At 51.3% G+C, this 26119-nt stretch carries 17 protein-coding genes; 8 read left to right on the top strand and 9 right to left on the bottom strand.

Annotated features, from left to right (window positions below; translation table 11 throughout):
• Positions 1-206: 206 nt before the first annotated feature.
• The gene (locus PMI36_RS22045; protein ID WP_157214935.1) at positions 207-1847 is read right to left on the bottom strand and encodes a hypothetical protein; all 1641 of its coding nucleotides are present in this window, start codon (positions 1845-1847) and stop codon (positions 207-209) included.
• A gap of 241 nt (positions 1848-2088) precedes the next feature.
• Positions 2089-3795: a VPA1262 family N-terminal domain-containing protein gene (locus tag PMI36_RS22050; RefSeq protein WP_008069339.1), complete on the bottom strand. Its 1707-nt coding sequence runs from the start codon at positions 3793-3795 to the stop codon at positions 2089-2091.
• 609 nt (positions 3796-4404) lie between these two features.
• Between PMI36_RS22050 and PMI36_RS22055 the strand changes: the two genes are divergently transcribed.
• Positions 4405-4620 (top strand): hypothetical protein, encoded by a 216-nt coding sequence (locus PMI36_RS22055; RefSeq protein WP_008069337.1) that lies wholly within the window; start codon positions 4405-4407, stop codon positions 4618-4620.
• Between the two features lie 40 nt (positions 4621-4660).
• Positions 4661-5761, top strand: a complete 1101-nt coding sequence (locus PMI36_RS30325) for a radical SAM protein (RefSeq protein WP_008069334.1) — start codon at positions 4661-4663, stop codon at positions 5759-5761.
• On the opposite strand, the gene PMI36_RS22060 is transcribed toward PMI36_RS30325, so the two are convergent.
• Positions 5758-6327, bottom strand: a complete 570-nt coding sequence (locus PMI36_RS22060; protein WP_032830168.1) for a GNAT family N-acetyltransferase — start codon at positions 6325-6327, stop codon at positions 5758-5760. The genes PMI36_RS30325 and PMI36_RS22060 overlap by 4 nt on opposite strands.
• Here PMI36_RS22060 and PMI36_RS31400 point away from each other — a divergent pair.
• Positions 6326-7198, top strand: coding sequence for a hypothetical protein (locus PMI36_RS31400; protein ID WP_008069330.1), 873 nt, complete (start codon positions 6326-6328; stop codon positions 7196-7198). The genes PMI36_RS22060 and PMI36_RS31400 overlap by 2 nt on opposite strands.
• 43 nt (positions 7199-7241) lie before the next feature.
• Here PMI36_RS31400 and PMI36_RS22065 read toward each other — a convergent pair whose 3' ends face one another.
• Positions 7242-8015 (bottom strand): phytanoyl-CoA dioxygenase family protein, encoded by a 774-nt coding sequence (locus tag PMI36_RS22065; protein WP_008069328.1) that lies wholly within the window; start codon positions 8013-8015, stop codon positions 7242-7244.
• Positions 8016-8670: 655 nt separating this feature from the next.
• On the opposite strand from PMI36_RS22065, the gene PMI36_RS22070 reads away from it, so the two are divergent.
• Positions 8671-9342 (top strand): hypothetical protein, encoded by a 672-nt coding sequence (locus PMI36_RS22070; RefSeq protein WP_008069325.1) that lies wholly within the window; start codon positions 8671-8673, stop codon positions 9340-9342.
• A gap of 266 nt (positions 9343-9608) precedes the next feature.
• Here PMI36_RS22070 and PMI36_RS22075 read toward each other — a convergent pair whose 3' ends face one another.
• The 3 genes from PMI36_RS22075 to PMI36_RS22085 form a co-directional block, all read right to left on the bottom strand.
• A complete protein-coding gene (locus PMI36_RS22075; RefSeq protein ID WP_008069323.1) occupies positions 9609-10640 on the bottom strand; it encodes a hypothetical protein in 1032 nt (343 codons plus the stop codon).
• 301 nt (positions 10641-10941) lie between these two features.
• Positions 10942-11388: a hypothetical protein gene (locus PMI36_RS22080; RefSeq protein ID WP_032830166.1), complete on the bottom strand. Its 447-nt coding sequence runs from the start codon at positions 11386-11388 to the stop codon at positions 10942-10944.
• A gap of 40 nt (positions 11389-11428) precedes the next feature.
• Positions 11429-12478, bottom strand: coding sequence for a hypothetical protein (locus PMI36_RS22085; protein ID WP_238543565.1), 1050 nt, complete (start codon positions 12476-12478; stop codon positions 11429-11431).
• Positions 12479-12505: 27 nt separating this feature from the next.
• On the opposite strand from PMI36_RS22085, the gene PMI36_RS30320 reads away from it, so the two are divergent.
• Positions 12506-12811 (top strand): helix-turn-helix domain-containing protein, encoded by a 306-nt coding sequence (locus PMI36_RS30320; RefSeq protein WP_081499235.1) that lies wholly within the window; start codon positions 12506-12508, stop codon positions 12809-12811.
• 410 nt (positions 12812-13221) lie between these two features.
• Here the strand turns inward: PMI36_RS30320 and PMI36_RS22090 are convergent, their stop codons facing one another.
• Entirely contained in the window at positions 13222-15696 is a 2475-nt protein-coding gene (locus PMI36_RS22090) for a helicase C-terminal domain-containing protein (RefSeq protein ID WP_008069318.1), read from the bottom strand.
• A gap of 996 nt (positions 15697-16692) precedes the next feature.
• On the opposite strand from PMI36_RS22090, the gene PMI36_RS22095 reads away from it, so the two are divergent.
• The 3 genes from PMI36_RS22095 to PMI36_RS22105 all read left to right on the top strand — a co-directional run bounded on the left by PMI36_RS22095 (position 16693) and on the right by PMI36_RS22105 (position 20040).
• On the top strand, positions 16693-18351 hold the full coding sequence (locus PMI36_RS22095; protein WP_008069316.1) for an ATP-dependent nuclease: 1659 nt from the start codon (positions 16693-16695) through the stop codon (positions 18349-18351).
• Positions 18344-19498: a UvrD-helicase domain-containing protein gene (locus PMI36_RS22100; RefSeq protein WP_008069315.1), complete on the top strand. Its 1155-nt coding sequence runs from the start codon at positions 18344-18346 to the stop codon at positions 19496-19498. Before PMI36_RS22095 ends, PMI36_RS22100 begins: the two co-directional genes overlap by 8 nt.
• 275 nt (positions 19499-19773) lie before the next feature.
• Positions 19774-20040, top strand: a complete 267-nt coding sequence (locus tag PMI36_RS22105) for an alpha/beta fold hydrolase (protein WP_008069314.1) — start codon at positions 19774-19776, stop codon at positions 20038-20040.
• Between the two features lie 70 nt (positions 20041-20110).
• Here PMI36_RS22105 and PMI36_RS22110 read toward each other — a convergent pair whose 3' ends face one another.
• Positions 20111-25948: a DUF3320 domain-containing protein gene (locus tag PMI36_RS22110; RefSeq protein ID WP_008069313.1), complete on the bottom strand. Its 5838-nt coding sequence runs from the start codon at positions 25946-25948 to the stop codon at positions 20111-20113.
• Between the last annotated feature and the right edge of the window lie 171 nt (positions 25949-26119).

The raw sequence follows: 26119 nt of genomic DNA, 5'->3' as shown, positions 1-26119 counted from the left end.
AGTCAGGTCATATGTATGAATACCCAGTGATTATACATCCAGTAGAACAGATAGTGGCAATCTAGTCCCATGATTCAACTATGAGTGGTGAGTAGAACATCGCCCGCAATATCCCGATGCTGCAATGGCAAACTCAAATGTGCTGCAACGCGGCCTAGGATTGCATCGAGACTGGGGCATGACGACGTACTAAAACCCTGGACGATTCACCCCCGAGCAGCACTCATAATGATCTCGCAGAGGCGGTGAACTCTGATGTCTAAGCGCTTGGACTGCTTTATCTCAGCAACGGTATCCATGAGACGGTGTCCAGGAGCTTCGACGGCAACTTCAACGTCGCCGAACGCAGCACCTCCTTCGAGCAAAAGCGTCGCAACGTAGAGACGGCTCTTGGGAATTAACAGCAGATGACGATAAGCCGCCAGGCACAGTGGCCAATCCGAGCCAAGAACTTTTGGAGCGACGTCGATGCCATCAACAGCCAGTTCAGAGTCAAGTGGGGTGATGCGTCGAGTATCGTTCGCCAAGAGGCGACGCATGTGGGTGAGCAGTTCTTCAAAAAACTGCCGCGCGCCGCACCGTGATGGGGTTTGTCGGAGCAGTTCCATGCCGACACGGAGGAGGTGAATGCTGGGGAATAGTGCGTTTTGACCGAGCGGATTGAACCGAGCATGTTCTCGATCGGTGACAAACAGCGCTTTCCATACGGCTCGCCACTCGTCAAATGGGTCAGCAAGCTGATCGAAGCACTCTGCCAACGTTTTATAACAAAAGGCACGTCGCCAATTCTTGGCTTGCGAGCATAGGTCGTTGTCACTTTTCAGCAGAAGCTCGCGATACCAAGCTACAACGTCAGTCGCGGACGAATTGAAGGCGGCCGAAGCTATAAGGTACGTTGCGTGGTCAATGTCGGTGGGATCACCTGGTGTGCCGCCCAAAATCGCCGCCTGCTGCAACTCGACGACCGACGGCTTTGGCGTGAGCACTCGGTGAATCGCGCTCAAAGCGTGCCATACCGAAGACCAACGCCGCGTTCCATTCAACGAGGGGCGCAGATGTTCACGAACTAGGCTCGTCCCGAAAAACAGTAGAAGAAGACGACCGTCTGGACGCGAGCTAGCTGCTTCGACAACCTGCTTCAACCATTCTGGAATCTCCTGATCTACTAGGGTTTTCAGCTTCGCATCTAATTCAGGCGTCTTTGGATATGTCTGTGTCAACTGCTCGTGGAGCAGGTCGGCGTGCGCAATCGCAGCGACGAGTGCGGCCAATGCCCCCGTACAACCGCTCCATTCGATGGTAGTGAAGATCGGCGAGGCTACGCGAAGCAACGAGAGGATAGCGTCGCGGTCTTCGTGGAGATGAAAGTGTCCCCAGAGATCATTCCTAAGCTCGCGTAGAGGAAGTGCCTCAGCTTGACGAGCAAAGCTCTTCCAGTCACGCGCGGCCAACAACCTAAAACGCACGAGCGTGGATTCATTAAGGCAAATAGTGTCTTTCTGGCGTTCCCAAAAGTAGGTCAAGAGACCCAGCTTGCGAGCTTTATGCTCCTCGTCGAGCAAGATATCGTTGTTCGGCGTCCGCTCAAAGTAGTGACCAAGAAGGCCAGCAAGGTCTGTCGCATCCGGCGTAATATCCTCTAGTGCCACCGGCCAGGCTGGTGCCTCCAGGAGTTGCTCAATCAATACTTCAACGGCGCCCCAGCATTCAGAAAGAATGACAACTGCGCGATCAAGCGTGACAGCCGAGGAGCCGTTGCGAATGGCTGCTGCTGCCGATTCACCAAGAAGTCGCTCAGCGATTCCACGGTCTTCGTCTTTCGCATGAAACGCCAAGGAATCAGACACCGTGAGTCCGACCTCCTGGCTCGAAATAGGAAGGGAGGAACACTTCGCTCGAAGCTTCTCGACCTGCGTAGCCTCCCAGTGTTGTCCTGGTGAGTCTTGCGTTAGGACGTCAATCCACCACTCCTCAAGGACACGGTCGAGTTCGGTTCGATCAGTTGTAGTCATACTCAAAATGAATCGGTCTGTCTCAGCACGTCGTCCATCGACACGCGCAACATCCCACGGCTGAAGAAAGCGTGGGTCACGCATCCCAAACCTCTCGAACACGTCGAAACGCATCTTTCAGGATATTCCTCGTCGATAGGACTCGCTTTTTGAATGTGTCAACTGCGGGGCCAGTACGCGAATCTGCCCGCTTCTTTACCCAGTCGTTCATGTAGTTGGAGGTGACCCAATGCTCGTTGAAAACATTATTGGATACAGAAAATGCCAGCGGTTCGCGGATGCTGTAGTCGGGTGAGGTGGGAAGTTTCATTAGCAAGGAGCCCCGGCTTCCGAACTCGTTAAGCGATGCGCCTAGGACCCAGACGGTCCCGTCAACGATGAGAAATCGATCATGCACTGGGGACTTTTGGCCGGGCATAACTTTGATCTCGATGTTCAGCCGTGGATCCTGCATGAGCACGGAATCTAGAGTCCTCGCAAGGGCATCGCCGTGCTCAAGCTTTAATTCTGTGTCATAACCGCTCGTACAGAAATCATGCGACGTGAGCACTCGGAATGGGAGCCCATGTCTTGTTGTTGAAAGAGCAAACTCTAAAAGGTCGCCTCGCCCAAAGTAAGGATCGAGCAGGTCGACGCTTGTTGAGGCGGACTGTATGACGTCGCGTATGGCCTGCGTACCAGCGACACTGTCTTTATCAAACCATCGGAATGCTGTTTCCGCCCATGCCTTATGCGTTCGTTGTTGTCCTTCGTCTGCGGCGAGTCGAGCCAAGGCGCCTTTGGGTCTTGGTGTTCCCACTTGGATCGGCTGAGATTCTCCAGTTACGCCGACGGTGTAGCTGCCTCTTGGCGTCTCGACCCGCCGCTCCTCGGAGATGAGGTTCATCGTCATACCGATCGAACCGATGAATCCCGCCGTTTCAGACTGTCCAAGGAGCCCCCGTTTCTTGCAGGAAACGGCGTGAGCGACTTGTTCAACTCCCTCAGGCACTTGGAGTACGTTCATACCAGGCTCCAGCGTCATTTGCCGTACCGATGTAGCTCCCCATGAGCGTTGATTCCAGAAAGTCAGCTCAAACTCGTCAAGCGATTGGCCGGGGTGAAGGTCTAGATCGAAGGTGACGCTTTGCCAATCAGATCCAACGTGTAGGTGGAGGTCCCTAAAGACCGGATTGGGCAATCGAAGGTGGCAGGACCCCAGCAGAACCGATCTGGACAACAGGTCCACATGAGCCTCTGAGGTGAAGAAGTCACGAGCATTCTCAAAATCGGCTGGCAGCCAACCGTTGGTAATATGGACAGCTTTGAGGGGAATGAGCCGATGCCAGCGCGATCCACCCGGTCGATTTCCCCAAAACTCTGAATAAGACCAGAACTTCTCGACCTCGACTACGAGGTTTGGCCATGGCGGGTCGTCGCCGAGTTGGCTGAGTTGCACGACATTCGGTTTCAGTGGATCGCTACTAGGAACCGTCATCGAACCGTTTGCGCAGGAGCGGTACCATTGGAGTCCTTCTCGCACAGACAGGTGCCAGCGTTGTACGAGGAGTTTGCCTGCCCGAGTTCCGAGATCGGTTCGCCGGGGATACCCGCCATTCTTTGGGCCAAGGCCTATGAGTGGATTGCCCTCAAGATGCATGTGGAGCAACTCGACGACCCCGAACAAATGGGTCGGGGCCTTTGCTCCAGGAGCAATGTGGGCGAGAGTGGTGATTTCGGCGATGCTGTAGTCAGCTTCACACTGTGCCACAAAGACATCGTTAGCCGAGAATGCGGAGGTCATACACATTTCCGTCGAAAAGACGGGCGCTGAAGTAGCGGACATAGCACATGAAGCTTTGTGTGAAGCACAAATTTATCATCGAGCATATAAGGGATTGTTACGGCTTCGGTTCGGTGCACGGCTCTGCCTGATGTTAGAAGTTTTTGCTTACAAATCGTGCTTATGAAAGAACGACGACAGCAGGCCGGAGGTTACGAGTTTATTCGCAAAGCGTCTATGGCAGCACCGACGGAATAATCCTCGTCCATGAGCGACCACTATTGGCGATTTCTGCCTGTCATGAACGGCTGAAACCGACCCAGGGCCGCCCTTCGTGGATGGCAGAAACGGTAGAGAGCAGACTTCCCTAGGTGAAAAGCCATTCAGCAGAGCCATAGTCGGTAAAACCAGCACAACACAGAGTGCCAGCCGACACATTCGCTTTCCAGGCTTCCAGTGCTGAATAGGCTCGCAGCGGCACTGAGAGGTCAACGTTACCGATCGCTTGATTGTCCCTAAAAATTTTCTGCTAAACCTTGAATTCGGATACCTTATGAGCTAGTACATTTATATGGAGATGAGGCACTAAACGGATGCTTTAATTTTTCAACTACTTGAGAGGATACTCTAATGTCGTGGCCACGTGACGGACACATGCAGCTATCTCTTGAAATCAAGGCGCTTAAAAAAGAACTAGCCGCACTTAAAAAAGTAGTCGAGACTCAAAAAGAATCTTTGATGGAAGCAAAAAAAGAAATAAAATTACTTAAAAAAGATGTCGGAACACTCAAAAAAGCAGCGGTAAAAAAAGCACCAGAGAAGAAAACTAATAAAAAAGAAGAGTGAGGCTGAGCTTTTTATTAATTAGACGAATGAGAGTGCTTAGATGCGCGGACATCATCAACTATTAGATGTTGACATAAATATAACGGCGCGCTGTAACCTGCGCTGTGAGTTTTGCTCGGTGTCCGTACTTCCGGTCAGTAAGGTGTGCGATGAGCTTTCCCTTTTGGAGTTGGAGCGGCTGTTTGTAGAGCTAGAGAATATGGGAGTGAACACCGTTCGGATTGTGGGAGGTGAGCCATTTGTACGCCGTGACATTGAGGATGTGATAAGGCTACTCGGAAGCTTCGGATTTTTTAGCTCGATATTGACTAATGGCACGACCATAAAGAAGCGTCATGTGGAACTGATTAAATCTTGTGGAATAGACGTGCTTGCATTAAGCGTCGATGGGGATACGCCAGCGGTTCATGACGCATCGCGTGGAAAACAAAAAAGCTTTGAGGGGACTCTCAGAACAATCGATCTTTGCAATGAAATAGGTGTGCGCCATCGAATGATGACAGCAGTCACCTCTCGCTCCCTTCCTCACCTTGAGAGAATAGTAGAGTTTGCAGATAAAAGTAATTTTGAATTACTGAACTTTATATTGCTTGGTTTGGGAGGGGCCGCTAATGAATCCCCGAGCAGTTTTCCTACATATGCTGAATGGTCGAGGTCAATAGTAAGCCTTACAAAGTTTCTTCATAAATCCAATTATTCAGTTTTGGTGTCCTTGCTTTTTCCGCACGAGGATGAAATACCAATAGAGTTATATGACCCGCTTGAAAGAGAAAACATACTTCCTCTCCTCGAGTCTGTGTGGGGAATTAACTATTCAAATTTTGATCGACAACGGTGGGTTGCTCAGAGTAGATGCGTGGCTGGTCATAGTAGTTTATCCATACTACCTAATGGTGACGTTTTTGGGTGTGACTTGATGCAAAGCTTGCCAGCTCTGAAGGTTGGAAATTTTCGAAAGGAAAGACTAAACAGTATTTTTCAGAATTCCCCTTTGTTGCGTCGCTGGCGGGAGGTTTCTATGGTAAACACTTCCGCAAATTTCGATGCTTCGTCGCGAAATTTTTCATGCGGCCAATGTCGTGCGGGAGTCCAACACCAGCAAAATATCATTGCTCGATTGTCCTCTAGGGGGGAGTTTTAGCTCTGGTTAGATTTGAGTTTACTATGGGTGAACGAAACAATTAAAGCATCCACCCACCGCCCACCCTCTTTGAAACGGCCGGGGCTAAGGCCCTCTTCGTAAAACCCAATAGATTTGCACATTTCAATAGATGCTGTATTTTGCGGATTAACCTGCCCCTCAATCCGATGTAAATTTAAAGAATGAAAGCCATACCTAATCAGGCCTTTTATAGCTTCACTTGCGTAGCCATGTCGCCTATAGGAACTATATATAGTCGCTCCAATGCTTGCGGATTGACGGTTGCTACGCAGTATGTCGAAAAGCATCACTTCGCCAACAAATTCTTGGTTGCTCCTAGTAAACACCCCAAAAAAGTAGCTTTGGTCATTGAGCATTTCTGCATTGCGAAGTTTTACCATCAGTCGGAATCTTTTGGGCGTGATGCTGGAAATTATCAACGTGCCGCCTGTGCGTTCGGCGGTCGTGAGGCATGAACTCTCACGCGTCTGCATGCAAGACAAGAAGTCATGCTTGTTGACTGGTCTTACACTTAAGCGCCTAGTATTAAATCCGAAATCCATCATGAAAAGTCTCCTTCTTATTTCTGGCCAATCGAATCTAGAACGCTGCGAACTTAAAGCTACGGCCGACCGTATGATTCAGTTATATGATCAGGTTTGCGAGCTTGGACATGACATGAGATACCTGTACCCATCAACATGCTTTTCAAGGAGTGCGCACACGTTACGTATCGCTACTATGCTTGAGAGTAGAAGGGCAGATGTAATTTTGCACGTTCCTGTAAAAAATGAGCGAGATGCATACTTTGTACGCTGGCCAAAAGACGTTATCCAAGCGTATAAAAATTTCACAGCAATTGCTAATTCTCCAGTGGGAAGATTTATCGCTAAAGAGTTGGCACTTCCTAATGTTAAAGTATCGCGATGGTGCGAAGGCGGCCTGGTGCTTCGAACTAACGACACGCTAGTTGTTTCGGACGCAATGTATGAGCCACATCAGATAAAAAATATCCTAAAACACTATCGATTGCTTTTCATCCCAAGCCCCGGGCATATAGATCATCCTGGCTGTCGAAAGATGATAAGCGTGACGCACATTGACCTCCATTGCGCGCTCATCTGTACATCCAGACAGATGTTGCTGCTTGTCTCGGAACAGTATTATCATAATTATAGGGTTCAAGTGCACATGACAGCTGAGGTGTTGGGCGCGCTTCTCTTTGTTGTTCCTTCTTCTGAAGTTGCACGTCGAGTTTTAAATTTAGCATTTCTGCCGCCCGGCACAGTATTACTCCCGGACAGGTGCCCACGCACGAAGAGATTTCTAATGCAGTCAATTGATGAGTCCAACATCATTACTGTCAAGATTGACAAGAATTTTAATTATCATATGGGCTACGGAGGCCTTGGATGTATGAGTTCTATAGTTTATTAGGGGTGGTTTAGCTGATGATTATGCTGGCGCAGCGTTTATAGGATTACTTTCCGTACAGAACGCCCAGCTGTCTAAGTCTTTCGACCCAAAATAGATGACGCTTAGATCCAGTCGAGCACCATTTATCATTATATATTTTCACCCCAGCAGCGCTGGCGGCGGCATGATTTTGTTGCATTTGGTAGATGAATGCGCTGACTTCGCTTGGAGTGCGTGGGTCGGCATAAAAATTAATTTCAATCATTCGTCGTAAAGCGCCTCCATTAAATGATGCATGCCATAGACGGTGGTCGAAGGCAATTATATCCCCAGGTCTGCTAGGAATTGCAAAGAACGGTAGCCGGTCAGGTTTCACGTTAAATCTAGACATGGTGTCATGTGAGAGATTGTTCAGATTGCGCATCGGCCTTTGGTGCGATCCTGGTATTACCCTCAGCGCACCGGTGCTTGCATGGAGTCGATCAAGATAAACAACCAGCTTTACGCCAGTATATTGTAAATCGTAATTGTCGCTGTGCCATTGTGTATTCCCCCTCAGGTACATCCCGCCAATGTGAATGCAAATGACTTTCCTGCCCAGTAATTTTTCGACTCCCCCTGTGATCCCTTCGCCATCTGCCAAGCCAGCAAGATTCGGTGTGTTGGCATCCATAAAAAAACGTGCGCGACGTGCAGGAGGCGCTAAGTTTCGCACGCTACTCATAGCCTCATCAAATTCACTGGACAGCTCCGTAATATCGCTCAAAGAAAAAAAGTCTTGAAGAAGTAAAAAGCCAAATGTTCTGAAGAACCTTTCATCTTGATCTGTTAGAATCATAATAGACCACCTTAAATTGCAGTCGGCTCAAATGCTTTCAATATGAGAATTAGGTTAGGAGTAAGGATGTTTCGAAATATACAAGAACCGTTATAGCACTCAAAAAAACTACCGCCAGAGATTTACATACAAACCAGCCACACTGGTATTGAGTCAAAATCAAATTTTTGCTACCGCGCTATCCAGCTGCTTAAGTAATAGACTCTTGGCGCTAGATTTTCAACATGACTCTTGTGTGATTGCAAAGGCATTCCATACCGTGAAGCTTGTTGCAGAGGCTTTTCTATCGAAAAGGTTGGTTGCTTGAGGGCGGTATAAGCAATCGGTTTTGGTTGGAGCAATCAGCGGTGAATGCCTGCAATTGGCCGATTCCTGCCTATCGCGACGGGCAGAAAGCGGCCAAAAGCGGACATGCAGGACCGAGCACTTCCGACGCAAAGGTTGGTGCATAACCCCCGTTTCGGCTCTGAAAGCGCAATCTAGAGCCGTCAGGGCCGTCTGCAATAGAATTTCATCCACCAATTGGGCGGTTCTTCGTCCATTAATTTCGTGTCTATTTATAGTTAGGCGTCTAAGGTTTCTTGCTAGATGTCATTTCGGGGGCAGTGACATTTGGCAAGCTTCGCAGCGCCCCAGTCAACTAGAGGACGTGAGCATGTCTATGGATAAAAAAAAGAACACTCCTGACAGTAACCTCATAACCGTTACTGGCACACTCAGCGGAAGTATCAATGGAGTGACTATCAATGGAACAGTTACGGGCACAGCCGACAGAAGCACGGGGCATGTCACGAATGTCTATCACGGCATTGACCCTGCTATTGGCCCAGAGCTAAGTCGAATCGTTCTGGGGCTAACCATCGTATGCGCCAATATGGCTGTCGAAGTGGGGCCGGGGCGAAATCTCAACTCGATGGCCCCACTGCAATCGATGCAGCGCATCGCGACTTTCACACTACCGTCTCACTCCATGCAGTGCTTGCAGACGGTGGCGTGGCAGGAGCCAAACGTGGCTGTGGTCACTATGGCGTACTCGGGCACTCTTCCGTCGTTCTCGGGAGCATCGCTCCCGATACCCGATGTGCTATCTGAGTTTCGGCAGACCGGCCCTCAGACGATCCACCAAAGCGGCACGACCCAAGCTACGTTTGACGGCTCCCCACAGCCCCTATCCGTCGATATTCAGTATTCGATCAATGGGCCCAAGATCGCTTGGTCAACGCCGCTAGGGTCGCAGTTCCTAGAGAATGCGAACAACACATCGTCGTATGACGAAACGACGCAGGAGATTACTTATAACACCGATGTGCGCATGCTGAAGACCTAACTGTCGGCTCCACTCGGACGCCACACTGGCCATGCCTTCGGCATTTTCATGGCCAGTGTTGGTACCCTCCGCGCTTCGCGCTCCGCAACCAGTTAACCTGAGCGTTTCTGACCGTTTTTGGCCGCTTACTGCTTTCCGCGAAAGTCTGCAATGGGTCGATTGCAGACGGTCGCCCCAAGCCAGAGAAAGCCATTTGACGCACGATGCCTATGGTCAAAGCTATATTTCGCCTACAACATGAAAATCCACGCGTTAGATGCATCTCGTCATATCTTCAGTTTAAAGCGCATCAGCGGCCCATCCTTCAATCGATTCAGTACATGGGCAGTGACCTCCTCCATTTGACGGCGATCTTCTTCAATGTCTATTTCTGTTCCTTGGAACGCCTTCAGAGTAGAACGTCCCAAAGCATCTTTGATCGATGTGCAATATGAAATAATTTTTTGTTCCCAATAGTCATCGCCGGCTTTCACGTCATCAAATTTTATTGACTTGCCTAATTTATCGAAAGCGAAAACACCCCCACTTAGGAAAGTGCGGATTCGATTCGTAGGGTGATGATACTCCGCAGAACGCGCTGACATAGCTTTTAATAATGTGCCTAATAAGTAGGAAGCTCTAATGAGCCGTCTGTACATATCCTCTTCTGATTTAGGCTTCCTGTAGGTCGCAGGCAAGTGCCAAACCCAGACCCCGAACATGGTACCTGCATTGAAATCAGCGTCTGACTCTAACGCCCTTGCTTCATCATCGTTTTTGGGTCTGTAGTCACAATGACCGTGGATCGCGTGAGCCAATTCGTGAAAATAGAGCAGAAGACATGCGTCCAGTGCCAGCCCTAGCGCCTCGAATCCCGCCTCATCAGGCTCCTGCACCCCAGGGAATAAACAGTGAATTGAGTTCTCTCCTGGACGATATTGATTTGCTAAACCGGCGGTGGCGCTGCCCTCCTCAAGGGCACATAACTCAATAGCGGTCGATAGGACCACAAGCAATGTTCCAGCAGCAATATCAATTCGGTAATGGCCTTCACTGCCTCCAACCATAGCTTGGAAAGTATCATTGCCTCGAAATTCCCTGTCTATCGCCCAGCCCTGCTTGGCTAGCCTGTTCTCCCGCAACCCTTCCATCAGAAATTCAATCTCTGAATCGAACTCCCTAAACATCACTTCTGACAAAGCTAGTCTGCCGTCAACCAGATCGTGCGTTTGAAAAATGGCGTTGAGGATGTCGCCTTGTGGGTACGCGCGTAGGGAAATACCATCAGACTGAGAAGGTTGTCCATCTATTAGGTACATGTAGTTTTCAGCCCCATCCTATTAATTTATTGGCGCAGACCTTTCCACCGAGTACCCGCCTAGACGGTAGAATTATCGCCTACCCATCCCTATGGGCAGGTTTGGGTGATCCCTGAACTGGTTTAGACGGCACAACACCGCTGAAGCCCCAACAGGACGGTCTCATAAGTAATCGGCGAGCCAAAGCGAAAATTGAGGTGGGTTGGAGAAATTAATACAATTGTTGAACGCCACAGGTAGAGGATGGTTGCATGATAAAATCCATACAACCATTACAACAGCGCAGGAACACTGAATATCGTTAACGAGTGTTATTGAATACTTTGCGGGCTTTGAAGTGATCTTTCATTATAAAATACGCTATCCCCATTCCAGCTCCTACCAATATTATTAATGAAACCATGATCGATTGAGTAGCGCGCAAAATAGCTATGAATATTGGACTCATCAAAAGGGAAAAAGCGAATCCAAGCATTATTACCCAAGCGACAGCTAGCCCCTTACCTTTGGAAACGACTTCACCGTCTTCAAGCTGAGCTGAGTACAAAACATGCACACCTTGAAGTCTACGGACGAGCGCGAGCTTAACCGTTCGCCCTACCACCAAAAATGAACGCATATAGTCGTCACAAATGACATCTTTTACGCGAACACCGTTTATTTTTACAAACGAGATAATTCTTTGCCCATCATTATAAGAGCCGAAGCCAATTTCTTGAATGACGCCATCTAGTATTACAAGTGCCATATAATACGCCACCTTCGCGAAAGATATTATTTTACGGATATTAAATGCTCTTCGAGTAAATGACCTTCCCATTGGCATCTTTTAAATCAATGCGCTGCGGGCCGATCAATACAAATCGCTGAGGACCGAACTGTCCGGCGAAACGCTCTCGCTCCACAGATTTCACATAGCCGTAGATGTCGATTTTCAAGCTTTCTCTTGAAGCTTCCAAGGTTCGAGCAAGTGATTCATCTGGAACATCTAGCAATAACTCAGAGCCTCCTTGAAAGCCGAGGTAGTAAGAAGTTGGACCAGGATTTATGTAGCAGCGAAGCTTGGGAGCCCGCGCCATAGAAGTAGAGTTGCGCTTCTCTTCGTCTGAATACTCCAACTTATCCGAAAACAAACAGTTATCTATCCGAAAACCTTTCGCTTGCTGATCATAGTTGCTCAGTGAAATTGGCGTCCAATCATCAGAGCTTAATTTTACCAAATTGTACTGCTTTGATTTTTCGGCCTCCTCTCCAACCAAGACGCCTATCGCTGTCGTCAGATCTTTCTTCTTAAATGAATCCTGCTCAGACAGTCTTTCTGACGCCAACCAATAAAGCTCGGGATTAGCTTTCCGGAGATTGAACGCATCGGCAATGGATTCAGCAATATCCTCAGGTGATTCGTTCCAATCGCGCTTCGCGTTGTACAAATTGAATGTCGTCATTGGTTGCTTGGCGTCAAGATAGGCATTTGGATCTGCCAACCCCGGGTCTTGGAATACAACGACACGCGGAGCGTTTTCTTGAGCGAGTTGTTGCAAGACCGCTTGATCAGACGCCTTTGCGTCAACCGCCGCAGGGCTTGCAGAAGCCTTAAAGTTTTCAGCTCTAGGCGGCTCACTTTCTCCCCCACATCCGGCTAACAACATGCAGCCGGCAGGTATTGCGAGCGCAAGCAGCCTGCGCCCTAGCAGCGAATATTGGCCAAGGACCATGAATTGTATCCCTATAAAATTCCCAGAATGACGGCCAATTGAGCGCTTATGAGCCATTGATTTGCCATCGCCGGACAAAGCTACCAAATCGGTAGTATTTAGAAAAGCAGCAAATTGCACCATGACGTCACTGATTTAGTAGAAGACGTCATGACCACCAGCACGCTATCCATACGGCTCAAACACGCACGATTAAGTGCAGGGCTGTCTCAAGAAGAGTTGGGGATACGAATCGGCCTTGAGCCTGCTTCGGCGAGTACGCGTATGAATCGCTACGAGCTTGGCAAACGCGTTCCAGCCCCTGAGTTGATAGAACGAGTCGCAGTTGAACTGAATCTGCCCGCAGCTTACTTCTACGCCTACCGTCATGATGAAGCGGAGCTGCTTGCGCGTTACTATCGGCTTAGCGAGTCTGAGAAGGAACGGTTGATGGCTTATCTCAACAAACTTGTATAAATCCGCCTCAAGCATTCTCTGAAAAGATCAGGCTCGGCCGGTCAACAGTGCATACCTAAGCGTTGGTTTGATGCGGAACGGGCCACAAGGTCGCAAGCGTCCGGCGAAGACCCGGATGCGTACGAGCGGCAGCATGGCGATGCAAAGGACGTCAATCACGTCAGCGCAACGCATCCACGAGAAGGCTAAAAGCCCGTGTGGGTTATGAGTATCGGTGAAGATGCGGCCACGCATCGCTATGCCATATGGGAGCGCTTCGACCTTACTAGCCCCATGTCTGCCGGAAAACTCCAACGATGACGCTACTAAAGGACAGAAGAGCGACGTGACGTTCTTGGAATGAACCCACAGTTTGCCGTTTGCTGCCCGAGCAGCCTGCCATCTTGGATGAGGCTGCCCGGGCAGCTTCGCTACCGGGCGTTTTGGGGAACCGTACAGAGGCCCACGATATCCGCAGCGGAGAGTCGGTGATGGCGAAGTTGGCGCTCAACCTCCCTCACATCCTTAAACCCTCCCCCAGCGGCGAGGGCAATCGAATATCCACGAATTGCTTCCCTCAGGCTTTGCAGACCAGGCCGATTTACAATACGAAGATCAGGATGGGGGGTGGCAGCAAATTCAAAGGCTGTTTTGGGATGGATCATGATCGGAGTCATAGTGCATGACTGATCATATTTTTCCCGGAACCATATCGTAGATCCGGTGAGCTGATTCGTGTCGCCCTTCGAGATCTTCTCAGCTAGTACTGCGCCGCTTTTGCACTCAATCACAAGATATTTGAGATCACCTAACGCCCAAAGGTTGTCAGGTCCGCGGCCCACTGTGTCCTCTGGCCGCTGCGAACCAAAACCGAGAAAACTGCCCAGATCGTGCATTGCTGCCTCAAATCGGTTCGACCCCTCCTCCCCCCAATTAAGATCGTCCAACAACCCATTCGCCCAAATTATTAAATCGTTTCCCTCTAGAAATTTCTGCATATAGGCGATTGCAGCGGAAACCTGGCCCGCAGGCGGCGCGCTGAGTTTATTGTAGGTGGCACCCGCGATGGGCTTCAGCAAACGAGGGTTCAGGCTAAGCGCGGCCAGTTGAAGCTCCTGCGCTTGTACCGGATTGACGAAATTGGTGTGTTCCGCGAGCAATTGCTTTAGATATCCCTTGAGTTTTTGCTCGGTCGTTTGGTTGGCTGCTTTTTGAGCCTTTCCCACCGCTATGTCGTGCCTTGCGACACGGACAGCATCGAAAGCTTCACGGAGTAACACTTGGTTGTCGTCTAAATGCGCGTTACCAGCTGCTGGAGCATTCACTACAGCATTACGACTCGCTTGCCCCCACTGATCATTTCGCTTCAGGCACAGGTCCAGAATTGGTCTGAGTTCTGAAATGGGCTTTCCTTTAACCTGAACCGATACGGCCTTTCCGAGATTGATCTGAGCACGCGTTGCTGACGAAAACATTTCCTCCGCTTCGGGCTGGTGCAGCCTCTGAGTCAATCGACCGCCCAGAAGGAGCACCACGCAATGGTCGTCACTGGATCGAACCCCACGGCCCATGCCTTGTTCAATACGTTGAACTTGACGGACCAATTGCCTCCTAGTGCCGTCGAGGAGCAGCATCTCTTGACGCTCCGCTAGCCCGTACACCTCTGGGAGTCCATCTATAATCAGCAGTTCGCACGCCCTCCCTGGAAGATCGATACCATCATATTTGTTAATGAGAACCGTCAGCCCTACTAGGCCCGCTCTTAGTCTATCGACACCATTGTGAATTGTGTCCTTATCTAAAACCTGAGCGGCAACCGGTCTCCAAAATTCCGCACGCTGCTTTGAGGGCACAATGACTACGACATTGATCTCTGTGGCCATCACTGCTGCAAGATGCTTGATCTGATCAACCGTATACTCGGGGTTAATTTCCTGAGGAGCCAAGATCATCCGGTCACCTATGTCGCCCCCCCCTCTAGGCCGGATCGGCACAGCAATCTCTGAAGCATTGGCCTTGAAATGGCTTACTAAGATGGTGTCGTCCGCCAAGGTCGCAGTCATGTATATACGCCGATGGGCAGAGTCGAAAGCGGGTATTCGGTCAATAGGGACGAAGCGTGGAGCGATCTCAAGACGACCACCACCAAAAACACACGTGCACTGGGAAATACAATCATTCAGTAAAGGCCAGCACCACTCTAGATCTTTGCTGTTTCGGTGTTCGTGTAAAAGAGCAAGGACGTCATCCTGGCGGTCCACCCAAGCCCAATATGGGAGCGTCATCACAATTGACGGGTCTTGAGCTTTGACGTCCAGCAGGCCTGTTGGGGATTGAGCCTTTAGGTCTTCTTCGAAAAGTTCTAGAAGCCTATCGTAGATCGGGCTCCCAACCTTGGAGGTGATTGAGAACTGCTCGTTGACCACAGATAGACAAGCGTGAGCGTCATCGATAACGACGGATCCAATGGGAATCTTTCTTTCACCGACTCCAAATACTGAACGCCCGTTGAAAAGCTTATGCACGTTAGCGACCAGAATGGATCGCCCCGCAATGAAGTCAGGATCCTTTTCATCCACTGTTACTGGGATCCCCAGCGCTGAGGCTTCCGCCGTTACCTGAGCAACTAAAAACGGGTCGGGCGTGATGTAAACCGCAGGTTTCACATTCTCATTCAGAGAACTTTGAAGGCAGAGAAGGCCGACAACCGTTTTGCCGCCTCCCGTGTTCATTTTGATGGTCAAATCCGACGCTTGTCGGCGGGTGTACCACGCATCAAGTACATCCGATTGCTCATCGGAGGGCCGCTTAAACCGGCCATCACGTTTCAGTGTCGTGAAAATTTTCCTGGGGTCAGTCTGCTTCACTGCCGCCCCGTCATTCAGCATGTCAAAATCCAGAATCATAGAACCTCCCTTCCCCAGTATATTTCCTCAGTTCGACTTTCGCACACCTCTTGAAAGAATCCGAGTCCCAGTAGGGGCAGACGGAGGCAATACTAGGAATACCCCACCCTCCTTCCAAGAGACGGCATCTGCGGACGACTGAGCGGCAGCTATGGGTCGATTGCCACCTTTCGTCGCGGGCTGCCATCAGTAAGCGCATCCTGCGCTTAAAGCTGCGAAAAGGCGCTCAACATCTTAGTGTTCTGAAGCACTTCTATAGTTATGGGACGGATCGCAACACTGGCAATTTGAGAGATCCAGATGTGCCAGTTGGGCCGTACGGACCTCTTGGGTTACCGCCCTCGACCTCCGCCTTTTGGTCGTTTGATCACGTGCAGCAATCGGTTGATAACTGCCTTATCCAACGCCAACACAAGGATCTGCTAGACACGACGTCATATGCTATTGCATGGGGGTAAGCACCCCCAAGTATTCACGTACTCCCAGATGAGACGGCGCTCAAGGTACTTAATGTAAGCTGTCGTGTACGGCTCTCCCAAGGCCACCGGGCAGGCCGATACCCAAAGATGACCGGGCGTTGCGTCTGGCATGTTCCGTTTGAAAGTATGTCCACCTGAGTGACCGGGCTTTCCGTTGAAAGCTGAGGTATTAAACTCCCAAAGACGACGGCCCAAGGTGCGCTGCGACGTCTCTCCTATGTAGACGATCGCTTCATGATGCGCTCGGTAACTCTCGGGCTCTTTATCGCTACAGGCAATGAAATACACCCCTGGCGAATCCTTCCCCGGTACCTCTCCGCGATTCTCCCAAGAACGCCACTCGCAAAACCCCACTTCACCGTGCATGTTGAATCCTTTGCCTGAAAAAAGAGATACCCCAACGTGCTACCCGAAACCGTAGGCCCATTTAGCTTATAGACACCCATTCAGACTCAATGTAGCTTTTTGCCATCCGTGATCATCGATCACCATGGGATTCTGCACAGAGGGAACTGAAGTGCTCGTAAAATCTCTTCGCCTGACCAACTTCAAGAAATTCAGCTCTTATGAATTTCAATTCAACGATGATGTGAACGTCTTCGTCGGTGACAACAATGCTGGCAAGAGCACAATCCTCGAAGCTTTAGAAATTGTGCTCAATTCCAACCATCGCGGTCGCCCATTCAACAGTGAATTCTCTCCAGATCTGTTCAATGCCAAAGCGGTAGAGATATTTCTGGCGACCGACATGACGCCAGAGCGAATGCCAGAGCTGGTTATTGAGGCGTTCATCGAAGGTATTCCTGAGTATAAAGGCACTAACAACAGTTTAGGGTTGGACGTGCAGGGGATTATGATACGCGCCCATTTCGACCCTGATTACGACGCCGTCTACCGGGATTACTTAGCTAGCAAAGCTCAGATCACCAGCATCCCTGTCGAGTTTTACAAAGTTGAATGGCTGGATTTCGCTGGTGGAATCATCAAGCCCATGAGCAAGCAATTCCGGGCTCTATACATTGACCCCACGCGCATTCATCCAACCGTAGGGAAAAATCAGTACATCCTGAACGTCCTAAGCACCGCACTTGAGAAGGATCAACTCAATAAACTGACGTTGAATTATCGTGAGAATCTCCAGTCCTTTAACAGCTCCGCCGAGGTCAAAGCAGTCAATGCAGACCTCGACGCTGACAATAAAATCACCGAAAAAATGCTCTCCATCGCGGCCAACACGATGCCGGCGGGAGCGATTCAGACGGGGCTTCAACTCGAAGTGGATGACGTGCCATTCCACCTGATTGGCAAAGGTGAGCAAAGCAACGTTCAGATCAAGCTGGCGATTCACAACAAGGCAAAAGACATTGATCTGGTGATGATGGAGGAACCAGAAAACCACCTCTCTCACATGAGTCTAATCAAGCTCGTGAACTACATTGAGGAGCAGCGGGCATACAAACAGCTGTTCATAACGACACATAGCTCCTACGTTCTGAACAAGCTCAGCATCGACAAGATTTGCCTGGTGCATACGGGCTACCAACGACTCAATAAGCTTCATCCCGACGTTGTTAAGACGCTAAAACGCCTTCCTGGATACGACACGCTCCGGGTTGCTCTATCTCAAAAGGTTGTACTCGTTGAAGGGCCTTCTGATGAGTTGATTTTGAAAAAAATCTACCATGACACGCACGGACGGCTGCCAGAACAGGATGGCATCGACATTATCGTGGTACGCGGGGTGGGCTTTAAAACATTCATTGAAATAGGCAAAGAGATTGGCACGGCGATTAACGTTCTTCGCGACAACGATGGCGACTACAAAAAAAACGTTGTGGCAGCTCGGAAGGATTACGACGGCCATGCAAACATCAAACTCGTCTCATCCGAGGAGGATGATGAGTTCTCTCTCGAACCGGCGATGATTGCTGCTAACGCTACCACCGAGGCAGAGCTGAACACCTTCGCAAAAATTGTGCTCTCCAAGCAGACGCTCAACAAATATGACCTCGAAACCTCTCTTGCAGACAAAAGAGCTTTTCTCGTCAGCTGGTTCAAGAGCGAACCTGGCAATGGAAAAGGCACGAAAAAGGTCGATGCTGCGATGCGGCTCTTTGACACTCACGAAGCTTTCAAATATCCAGAGTTCTTGAAAGAGGTGCTTCGCTTTGCCTAACGAACTCTGCTTGGCGGGTGCAGGGTCAGGAAAGACCCACAAGGTGGTCACCGAATCAATCGCGGAAATCGAGCGCGGCGGCAAGGTTCTGGTTGTGACATACACTACCAATAACCAAATCGAGTTGCGCTCCAGATTCCTGAAAGAATATGGCAAGGCCAGCGAGCGGTTTGTGGTTAAAGGTCTCTACTCTTTTTACCTTGAGGACATGATTCGACCGTATCAGCGTGTCGTTTTTCCCGACCGTATTGAGAGCTTTTTTTTCAACGCCGATAACCCGCATTTGAATCAAAAAACCCGAAGACCTCTGCCTGGACGCGCTGAGAGGCTAGCCGATGGACAGGTGAATCCGCTCTATTACCTGACATCCTGTAAGACCAAAGCCCATACCGGATTGCTTGCGAAGCTTGCCACCCACATTGCCAAAGAGACCAAAAATTCGGCGTCACTCAGGCTGAAAGAAATCTACACCAAAGTGTACTTTGACGAGGTTCAAGACCTAGTCGGCTGGGACTACTCCGCCCTAAGCTATCTAAACAAAGCAATGCCAGGTTCGATCTGCTGCGTCGGAGATTTCCGACAGACGATTTATGACACGACCTTCGGCCAAAAAGCCCCACAGAGCGCTGTCGATAAAATCAAATCCTTTACTGCGATGAAATTCGAACTCAAGCCTTTGGCAATGAATCGGCGTTGCATTAAATTGATCTGCGAAATCGCAGACCAGGTTCACCAACATGCATACGAAAAAACTGACTCGGCGGTCGTAAAAGTGCCGGATGAATTCAATCACCATCTAGGAGCTTTCGTAGTAAGGCAATCGGAGGTTTCGGATTACATCGCGACCTTCAGCCCAATAGTGCTTCGCTCTAACGTGAGGTCAGGAACAAAATACCTTCCGCCTGAAGCTCGGTGTCACAACTTCGGCGGTAGCAAAGGACTCGGTTTTGATAGGGTGCTTATTATACCTTCCGAAAGCCAATTGGACTTCGTGTATGGCTTAGAGAATCCTTTTGGGGGCAAGGACTCAGAGGTCGCCCAAAACAAGCTGTATGTAGCCATCACCCGGGCACGCTACAGCCTTGGTTTCGTAGTAGCAGACAAAAAGGCGGACGGTCTCCCTTACCCCATTTGGCAAAAACCCTAGACGTGTGTTTGGGGCGGCATCGTATCCGAAACCCAGTTCGGGATGGCGCTGACTGCTGATTTTGATGCGGCTTCATGGGCATTCACGCGTCATTGGATACCCGAACCTGGTACCCCAGTTGATCCTTGCGGCGACCTCAGCCGGGCCGGCTATGCAGATGAAACCCGCCGACATTCTCAATTTTTTTCGGCAGGAGTAATAGCGCCAGAAAACGGAAGACAGAAGGCTCGGGGAATTCGATACAGGCGCTGCTGCACTTCGGTGTGGTGAACGGCATGCTCACGGTAAACCCGCGAACTTATTACCACCAACTCACTGCCTTGGTCGGCTGGACCAGCCTGCTGCGACTGTTCCGTCTGCGCAAACGAACACTGATCCTCACCGGCGAACGCGACACCTTAGTGCGTATGTACAACGCGCGGATTCTACTCAGCACCATTCCCCGCGCCGAACTGCACGTCTTGCTGGGCGAGGGGCATTTTTTCGTAGTGACCAGTGCCAAGCGAACCGCTGAAGCGATACACGCATTCCTCTGCCGGTAACAGCGCAATAACGCGCCCGGGTGACCCTTCATAAGTCCTATTTAGGTCACCACGTCGAATCATCGAAATGCTAAACGCTGAGGATTCTCTCGATACGCTCTCGCGCCGCCCCTGTGAGACGTTTGACACCTAACAACCTGGCGACCTCCAGAGCTAGATCCCCTGCGTCGATAATGCTCGCTGCGATGCGCAATTCTTCCGCGGCAATTTCCTCGATTGAACGCGCGTCGTTTGCCGATGCTGGAACACGGTACGTGGACCATTCCATCACATCGCCCTCGGCGTGCCAGACGAAAACCTCTTCAAAAGCTGCTTGCTGAACGTGATGGTACTGTTCAGCCAACTCCAGCACTCGGTCTTTAATAAGCCGTCCTGATCGCTGGAAGCCGTGCGCGCGGGCGATACGCTGGACTAAGACCGTGTCGAGGATTGGCGCTTCCTGACGCAGCACCTCTTCGATGATCTGCCGCAGTACCGAGTTGTAAGTCGGCGAGTGAAACTGCTCGGGTTGGATCATGGGAGCAAGCGCAGAAAGATCAGCGACTCGGTACTGGCCCTTCTGTCCAAGAAACCCTGGCTGATCAGTATGAGCACGTGCGATTCGAACCTCACCGATTTCCGCTGGCAACTCACTCGCAGAAGTAACCGGCGCTTCGGAATGCTCTTCGCTAACAGTGGAGTCAGCTGCGAAATCGATAAGAATCGGAGCGGCCTGTGGCGCTTCCGTTACCTGACCGCTAAGAGTAGCTACTCGGGACTGGTCCAGAAGGTTGTTCAGAGCTGCGTGGAGCGCCTGTAACGCGCCTTCCTTATCGACCCACCACTCAGTGGACCACAATCGTACCAGGTTCCATCCCAAGCCACTGAGAATAGCGCCTCGTACTTTGTCACGATCACGAGCAGTCGCGGCGCTGTGGTAAGTAGCGCCATCACATTCCACACCAGCCAAGTAGTCGCCTGGACGGTCAGGGTGAACAATGCCCAAATCGATGCGGAAACGCGACACGCCAATTTGTGGGACTACCTGCCAACCAAGGCGACGCAGCCCTTGAGCAACAGCTTCTTCAAACGGCGAGTCATAGCCGCCTACCGAGCCTTGGATAGCCTCGGCAAGAGCCCTTGGACCGCGCTGGGCGAACTCGATGAAGTGCTTCAAATCCCGGACTGCGCGAGCGTTGGTCCGGTTCAGGTCGATCATCGACGGGTCGAACGACGTGAAGACCAACATCTCTCGTCGTGACCGTGTAATAGCAACGTTCAACCTGCGCCATCCGCCGTCTTTGTTGAGGGGGCCGAAGTTCATCGACATAACCTGCGCACCTGGCTCGGTTGGGCCATAGCCTATCCCGAGAATAATCAGATCCCGCTCATCTCCCTGGACTGTTTCCAGGTTTTTGACGACAACAGGTTCTGTCTGGGTGTCCTGGAAGAACGGCTCGATCTGCGGGTATTGCTTGCGTGCGGAATCCAACAAATCGTTGATCAGCTTTTGCTGATCAGAGTTGAGCGTGATGATCCCGATGGAATGACCCGCCGCGATGAACGCGGGATCGGTAAGGCGCTTGACGGTCTCGTTCACTATCGCTTCAGCTTCAGCCTGGTTGTAGCGCCCTTTTCCCTTTGCGTACACGCCTTCAACCCTGCGCCACTCGACCGCACTGGCACGGGTTTCTGCCGCAGGAAAGGTGATCAGATTGCTGTCGTAGTAGCGGTGGTTGGAAAACGCAATCAGGCTTTCATGACGACTACGGTAGTGCCAGCTCAAACTGTGGCTCGGCACGCCTGCCCCCAAGCACTCGTCAAGGATGCTCTCCATATCCTCGGCCGTGTCATCGTCACCCGCATTCGAACCACGGCTGAAAAAGTTCGTAGGCGGCATCTGACGGGGGTCGCCGGCGATAATGACTTGCTTGCCCCGGGCTATCGAACCAATTGCATCCCAAGGGGCGATCTGCGATGCCTCGTCAAAAATAACCAGATCGAATGGAGGCTGAGCGGCCGGCAAGAACTGAGCGATAGACAACGGGCTCATGAGCATGCATGGGGCCAAGCGGTTCAGCGCATCACCCATCTCAATCGCCAACTGGCGGACAGGTTTGTGCCTGCGAGACTTTTGCAATTCATGCTTGAGAATGGCAAACCCGCTGCTTTTAGGAATGTCGTTCTTTGAAGGGATCAGGCCACATAATTTCGCCCGGATGTAACGTACCGTCAGTTTCGCAAGCTCGTCGTCTAGGCGAACGAAAGCTCCAATGTCACTCATATGCTCGGCAGCAACAAAATTCCTCAGAAGCGGTTCGCCGTCGATGCCCTGTGTCGCAAACCAATGAGCATAGGCCGTGACAAAAGTATCCTCGCTTGCAGACGGCATTAAGGTTCCCTCTTCCAATGCATGGGCAAGCCTTCCCAGTCCAGCTTCACCAGCCTGCTCTCGCACTCGACACCAGTCACACCAAGCTTTGAGTTGTTCTTCCTGCTGCTGGATGGAAATTGAAGTAGCCCGCAACGCTGCAACGTTTGGCTGCGCATTTGTGTCCCTTGCAGCCAGTCCAGCGAATAGCCGAGCTGCGTCGTTATAGCGAGACAACGCCTGCTGCAATGTTGATAACGCTGCGCTGATTTGCCCACCCGGCGCCAACATTTCATTCGCATCGATGACAAGACGCGCGACTGCGCCGCGCAAGGAAACCAGGTGGTCGGGTGATTCAGCCACGCCACTCAGCATCCCTCGCAGAGTTTCGGCTAGTGTGATCGCCCGCAGTATACGGGCGGTGTCGCTGGTCAGACCTTGCCAGCCGGGTACCGACAGCATGTCACTTGCCAGCGCATCCAATTCCAATAGCTGCGAATGCAGGCGCTCAAAAATAGTGAGGTCACCAAGCGTGTCCGGAAGGCCCGCCGCGCCACCTAAAGAGGCTAGCTTCTTCGCCACCTTTTTCTTGGCGAAAGTAGCCAGGAACCAGAACTTGCCCTCGGCCTCCCGCCACTCGCTGTGCATTGACCCAAGGGGAATGCGACGGCAAGCTTCATCGGCATAATCCAGTGAAAGGCCTTCCTCCAGCTCTCGATAGCTCTCTAACAGCTGACAAGCACGCCGGGCTGCTTCGATACGCGAGACAGCATCGGGTGCAAATGCAAATGAAAGGTTTATCCCATAGCATTCCACGACCAAACTCACCAGATCGTGAAGCTGCTGTACCTGTGAAGCTTCAGTCACAGGCAACGCCAAGTGGGTCAGGACAAGAAGTCTCTCACTTGCAGTGTTTAGCGCGTCAAGGGCCTGCGGCAACTCTCGGGAGGCGATTGCGATTTGTGCCTGCCAGGCATTCGACCATTGGGTGTGCGCCAGAGCACCAAACTTGCCGGACAAATCGCGAGCGGCGACACCATTAAGCCCAAGCCGCCGCGCAAGATCGAGCAACTGGCCATACTCGGCAGCATCGTGTTCCTTGCTTGGCGGCCAAGCAAGTCTCGGCGTCTGAGGCCCGTGGTCACGAACGACACGACCAATCGCCTGGTGCAGGGACAGTCCATTGCTCCAGCGTCGATGCAGGACCTCGACCAACTGGTTTAATCGCGACCGCAGCGTTTGCATTCGAGCAGCCTCACGCTCCCAGTCCTCGGCGCTCAATGCGTCACTTACATCCCATGCGCGATCCAACTGCTTGAGCACTTCAACTTTGGATGCTTTGCTAGAATGTAGCTCCAGGCAAAACTCACCCAGTCCCTTCTCTGCCAAGCGACGATAAACCACGTCAAGGGCAGCCCGTTTCTCTGCCACAAACAGGACGCGACGCCCCAACGCGAGGTTGTGCGCAATCATGTTGGCAATGGTCTGCGACTTACCGGTTCCCGGAGGCCCATCCATTACAAAGCTGTGTGTACTGGCAGATGCCACTACGGCTGATAATTGAGAAGAGTCAGCAGGGAGTGGAGCAAAAAGCTGTGCCGGTGTTACAGCGGAGTCCAGACTCTCGGGTCTAGGAAACTCATCTGAGCCAAAGAAGCGCTCACCTGCCTCGTGAGGCTCCAACAAGTGCTTGACCAGTGGACTTTGCAGCAGTTGCGCTGTGTTGGCATTCAGGTCCTTCCACATCAAATATTTGGCGAATGAGAAGGTGCCCAAGACCAGTTCGGTACTCACCTCAAATCCGGGCACATCTCGTACCGCTCGCCGCACCATGTTCCAGATGCCAGTCACATCGATTCCGCTCTCATCACTCGGTAGTTCGCCATCGAGCCCGGGTATGACCAATTCAAAATCATGACGCAGCAACTCAAGTAGCGTCAGGTTGAAACGGGGCTCCTCGTCAAGCAACGTCAGAGTCACCCCAGACAAGGCACTTTTGCGCTCAAGTTTTACCGGGAGCAATATCAGTGGTGCGGAGTACGTTTTCGGATCTTCCGCGCTTTTCTTCCACTTCAGGAAGCCAATGGCCAAAAACAGCGTGTTTGCACCGCCCTCCTCCAGATCGCTGCGCGCCTTTCGGAACAGCTCAATTAGCGTTGCTTCAAGCTTGACCTTTTCCAGGCTGGCGAGCACTTCACCCCGCGCGAGCGCCTGACGGGCGACTTCGTCGACCAGGCTTTCATTATTTTGCTGCTCGTAAACTGCCACATCACGGCCGCTGCTTTTCAGGTCAGGTACCGGCACGACGCGGATGCGCTGGCCACTTGAAAGAAGGTCCTCAAGAGCCGCTGGATCCGGGCAAAGAAGACGCACGCCTTTAGCGCTGTCTGGCAAATGCAGAAGACGGTTACGAGTAGTTAGATCAAGGAGCTTGCGTTGCCACAGCGTTAATTTGTCGGCAGGACCTTCAGTACCCTCGTTGATTTCGACATCGAAACCAGGGAGTGCGGGGGCCTCCTCCAACCCTTCAGCCGCCGGCGGAGCATCATCGGCAACACCAGATACATTCACTGATGACACTAGCGCCATTGGGCGGATCTTCTGCATCCGAGCACGGTGCAAATCGATAGCCATGATGAACTGTTCATCATCGAGTTGTCGCTCAGCAGCCGCGACAGCTTGGGAAAAGCTAGGCGCGGGCGCCTGCGTAGCAAGGGTGGTTTCGAAAACCACCATTTCCTTGAGGTCCAGTCGCTTGCGTACTGCCGATGCCTCATCGGTCAGCAGCTGTGAAAACTCTTGCGGCTGCAACCAAACGCCTGCAAACGCGTGCCCCTTTGTCATGATCAGCAGGGCATTCAATCCAGCCTGCTCCAAAGCCGCAGCGAACAATAATGCCGTATCCAGACAGGTCGCCACTCCGTTCTCCAGAATGACGCTTGGCGGCCTGATCTTTTGGCCCTGCTGCTCAAAACTGGCTGGAGGCAAGGCATAACTCAACTGAAAGCTGCACACCCCAGACCAAATCGCAGAGGCAAGCTCCCAAGTGCGCGTACGCGATTTGCTTTCATAGCCATCAATACCGTCTTTCTTCCCAGCGCGTCGCAAGACTTGTGAAGCAGCTTTGAGTACTCGGTCCACCGCGGGATCATTGGGCATGCAGAAAGCCGCCAGCAACTCCGGCATGGCACTCAATCCACCCCATTCAGTGCGAGCAAGCAGCTCGGTGGGAAAGCGCTGTTCGACGAGTACGTTGTCGCCTTGGGATAAGCGCATGACCACATCGGCGCTCAAGCTTTCGCTTAGCCCGAACAGGTAGCCAGCATTTAGCTTGATGTTGCGTTCAGAAATGCTGAGGCGATCACCCGCATGGATACGGTCTATATGCCAGGTTCGGCTTTCAACGAAATCCGGGTCGGTGCTTAGAGTCAGTACCAGATTTTCAAGATTTGTTTCTTCCTGGTTCCAAATGCTCAATTCTCGTACAAGCGGAATGGCATTCTGGTGGGAAGCGAAGCCGATCTTGCGAGCGATCATTGCCTCAATCTTGATGGTCATTTACAGGCTCCTGAAACTGCCAGCGCTCGCCTCATGAAGAGGCAGCTAAAAAACCCCTATAGTCCATGACAAATCATTAGTTGGGAATTTCTTTATCTCAGAAGCCAGACCTATTGATCGGACAAATGGGTTGAAGGACTGCTGTGTACCACGTAGCGCGAGCTTCGCTGG

This window comes from Pseudomonas sp. GM79 (assembly GCF_000282495.1).
GTDB lineage: Bacteria > Pseudomonadota > Gammaproteobacteria > Pseudomonadales > Pseudomonadaceae > Aquipseudomonas.
This window is presented reverse-complemented; position numbering and strand designations above follow the sequence as displayed.